Source organism: Actibacterium sp., assembly GCF_041584535.1.
In the GTDB taxonomy this organism is placed as follows: domain Bacteria; phylum Pseudomonadota; class Alphaproteobacteria; order Rhodobacterales; family Rhodobacteraceae; genus Actibacterium_D.
In genome coordinates this window covers 1-2,492 of record NZ_JBFHDW010000340.1, presented here as the reverse complement: position 1 = coordinate 2,492, position 2,492 = coordinate 1, and the positions used below count along the sequence as shown (strand labels likewise).

The 2,492-nt window shown below is 60.8% G+C and carries 3 protein-coding genes; all 3 read right to left on the bottom strand.

What is annotated here, in order from left to right; translation table 11 throughout:
- On the bottom strand, positions 1 to 350 hold a 350-nt coding region (locus ABYW26_RS13315), incomplete at its 3' end, for a hypothetical protein (protein ID WP_372605401.1).
- Positions 351 to 435: 85 nt separating this feature from the next.
- Complete coding sequence (locus ABYW26_RS13310) at positions 436 to 1,215, bottom strand: succinate dehydrogenase iron-sulfur subunit (protein ID WP_372605400.1); 780 nt, start codon at positions 1,213 to 1,215, stop codon at positions 436 to 438.
- Positions 1,216 to 1,227: 12 nt separating this feature from the next.
- Positions 1,228 to 2,492, bottom strand: a 1,265-nt coding sequence (locus tag ABYW26_RS13305) for an FAD-binding protein (RefSeq protein ID WP_372605399.1), incomplete at its 5' end; no start/stop codon positions are given.

Here is a 2,492-nt window from a genome sequence, read left to right as displayed (position 1 = left end):
GTGTCGCGGTCGCGGATATACAGCACGAATTCCGGCTGATGCCCAAGGGCTTTGGCGGCTTTCTCCAGCGCCAACGTCACCGGCGCGGCCAGATGATACAGCGGCTTGGATTGCCGGGTCGATGGCATCGGGCCGACGAAATCTTCGCAAGACAGCAGCAGGATATCGTCCGGCTTGGGTGCCATCAGCGCCAGCACCTTGCGCAGGGTCTTTTGAATCTGACGCTCGGACGCGGGTTTGTTTTTCAGATCATAGCTGCGGCAGGCCTCGCCCAAGGCCTGAAAATGCCGCTTACCCCGCGAGACGAACGCCACGCCCGCCGGGAACTGCGCCTTATTGGCGCGAAGCATGTGTTGGATGCTGGTCGAGCCTGCTTTGTGCAAGCCACAATGGATGATGAGGCGCGCCATATTGTCAGACGCGCCTCGTCATAGGTTACACGACCCGTTCAACCATCATTTTCTTGATTTCTGCGATGGCTTTCGCCGGGTTCAGACCTTTCGGGCAGGTCTTGGCGCAGTTCATGATGGTGTGGCAGCGATACAGCTTGAACGGATCTTCAAGGTTATCCAGACGCTCGCCCGTGGCTTCGTCGCGGCTGTCGATGATCCAGCGATAGGCATGCAACAGCGCGGCGGGGCCAAGATAGCGGTCACCGTTCCACCAGTAGCTGGGGCACGAGGTCGAGCACGAAGCGCACATGACGCATTCATACAGGCCATCCAGCTTGCGGCGGTCCTCGATCGACTGCTTCCACTCTTTCGCGGGGCGGTTGGTCTTGGTTTCCAGCCACGGCATGATCGACGCGTGCTGCGCATAGAAATGCGTCAGGTCGGGGATCAGGTCCTTGACCACCGGCATATGCGGCAGCGGATAGATCTTCACGTCGCCCTTGATCTCGTCCATGCCATAAATACAGGCCAGCGTGTTGATGCCGTCGATATTCATGGCGCACGAGCCGCAGATCCCTTCGCGGCACGAGCGGCGGAAGGTCAGCGTCGGGTCGATCTCGTTCTTGATCTTGATCAGCGCGTCCAGAACCATGGGCCCGCATTTGTCCATATCAAGGAAATAGGTATCGACCCGCGGGTTTTTGCCATCATCCGGGTTCCAGCGATAGATCTGGAACTTGCGGACATTGGTCGCGCCTTCGGGCTTGGGCCAGGTTTTACCCGTGGTGATCTTCGAGTTCTTGGGCAGAGAAAACTGTACCATTCGTCGATCTCCTTAGAAGGTCCGCGCTTTGGGCGCGATTTTTTTCAGGCTGATGCCGCCTTCGTCTTCGGTGGTCAGCGGATCCTTGATGACGTCACGATAGGTCAGGTCAACCTTGTTGCCGTCGATATGCGACACGGTGTGAACGCGCCACGTTTCGTCGTCGCGGGTCGGATAATCCTCGTGCGCGTGGGCGCCGCGGGATTCCTTGCGCGCCTCGGCGCCGACGATAGTCGCCAGAGCGTTGGGCATCAGGTTGGTCAGTTCCAGCGTTTCCATCAGGTCCGAGTTCCAGACGAGGCTGGTATCGGTGACCTTGAGATCGTCCAGCTTGGCCGCGATCGCGGTCATCTTCTCGACGCCCTCTTTCAGGGTCTTGTCGGTGCGGAACACCGCAGCGTCGGACTGCATGGTCTTCTGCATCTCAAGCCGCAGTTCAGCGGTCGCGATGTTGCCCTTGGCATTGCGCAGCCCGTCAAAGCGTTCAAAGGCCTTGTCGATCGACGCGGCGTTCAGCTCGGGGTTGGCGGCCTCGGGGTCGACGATCTTGCCAGCGCGGATCGCGGCGGCGCGACCGAACACGACGAGGTCGATCAGCGAGTTCGAGCCAAGGCGGTTTGCACCATGAACCGAGGCACAGCCTGCCTCGCCCACGGCCATCAGGCCCGGAACGACACCGGTCGGGTTCTCGGTGGTCGGGTTCAGAACCTCGCCCCAATAGTTGGTCGGGATACCGCCCATGTTGTAATGCACTGTCGGCAGAACCGGGATCGGTTCCTTGGTCACATCGACACCGGCGAAAATCTTGGCGCTTTCCGAAATGCCCGGCAGGCGTTCGGCAAGGGCTTCGGCAGGTAGGTGCGACAGGTTCAGGTGGATGTGATCCCCTTCTGCGCCAACGCCGCGGCCTTCGCGGATTTCCATGGTCATCGAGCGCGACACGTAATCGCGCGGTGCAAGGTCTTTATAGGTCGGGGCATAGCGTTCCATGAAACGCTCGCCTTCGCTGTTGGTCAGGTAGCCGCCTTCGCCGCGCGCCCCTTCGGTGATCAGACAGCCCGAACCGTAGATGCCGGTCGGGTGGAACTGCACGAATTCCATGTCCTGCAGCGCCAGACCGGCGCGCGCCACCATGCCGCCACCGTCGCCGGTGCAGGTATGGGCCGAGGTCGCCGAGAAATAGGCGCGGCCGTAACCGCCGGTGGCCAGAACCACCATCTTGGCGTTGAAGACGTGGAAGGTGCCGTCGTCCAGCTTCCAGCAGACGACGCCCTGAC

Excerpts from the sequence above, each read along its gene's own strand:
- ABYW26_RS13310 (WP_372605400.1), bottom strand. The coding sequence starts at position 1,215 with ATGGTACAGTTTTCTCTGCCCAAGAACTCGAAGATCACCACGGGTAAA.